1 protein-coding gene is annotated in these 1,237 nt (G+C 72.7%); it reads left to right on the top strand.

What is annotated here, in order from left to right:
- Positions 1 to 1,237, top strand: a 1,237-nt coding sequence (locus AC27VN_RS41815) for a hypothetical protein (RefSeq protein WP_490880566.1), incomplete at both ends; no start/stop codon positions are given.

Genomic DNA, 1,237 nt, shown 5'->3' with positions numbered 1-1,237 from the left:
GAATCGCCGCTGTACGACGCCACCGGCACCGACCGGGCGCAGCAGGAGGCCATCGTCCCGCGCGAACTGATCGTGGCGCAGACGACCGACTCCCTGCTGCCGGACGGCCTCGCGCCGGGCCAGGCAGCCCCCGGGCTGCGCTACGGCAAGACCCGCATCTCGGTCGACCGGCTGAGCGCCGGCGGCTTCGACCAGCTCACGCTGCTGGCCAACGGCCAGCTGTCCTTCGAGGGCGACGTGAGCCTGCGCCTGGGCCGGAGCCTGTCGCTCTATGCGAGCTCGCTCACGCTGTCCGAATCATCGAGCGGCACGGCCCGCGTGCAACTGGCCGCACCCTACGTGAAGCTCTCAGGCACGGGGCTCTACCACGGCGACAACGGCGTGCTGCGCCCACGCATGCTGCATGGCATGACGCCGCTGGATTCCGAGGCCGCGTTCTCGGTGCAGGCCGGCCGCTTGCTCGAACTGGGCAACAGCATCTCCTTCGGCACCGAAGGCCGCTATGCGCAGCAGACCGAGTTCACGCCGGTGCCGGTCGCGCGGCGTGGCTTTTCGGACGTGACGCTGGCGAGCGACGGCGAGATCCGCTTCCTCGCGCCCAACGACGGCAGCGCGCTCTCGCGCCTGTGGACGCGTGGCGGCCTCACGTTCGCCGCCGCCCAGCTCTCGCCCGAGACCGGCGCCAGCGCGCAGGTCCAGGCGGGCTACCGCATGGACCCGGTGCTGCTGCGGACCTACTACGACCCCGGCAGCGTGCTGCGCATCGAGCGCCGCGGCGAAGCGGCGGCCGGCGTTCCGTACTCGGCCTTCGGCTCGCTGGAATTCGGCGCCGCCGTGATCGAGCAGGGCGGCACGATCCGCGCGCCGCTCGGCAACATCACGCTGGGTTCCGAGCTGGGGCAGGGCACCCGGCGCGTGGCGCTGCTGCCGGACAGCATCACCTCGGTCAGCGCCGCCGGGCTGGCGATGCCCTACGGCGGCACCACCGACGGCATCGGCTACCAGTACGACGGCCGGACGGTGGCGCTCAAGGGCGCCGGCAGCGGGGCCGGCATCCGCCTGGGCGCCGAACTCGTCGACGTGCAGGCCGGCGCGCTGCTCGACCTTTCGGGCGGCGGCGAACTCAGGGGCGCCGGCTTCATCGCGGGGCGCGGCGGCTCGACCGATGCGCGCTTCCATCCGCTGATGCAGATCGGTGCCGATGGCCGCTTCTCGCTGCCGTCGCTGTCGACCAACG

Source organism: Variovorax sp. 20P10.2.4, assembly GCF_058244205.1.
Note: the sequence above shows the minus strand (reverse complement) of the source record. Positions and strands in the feature narration are given on the sequence as shown.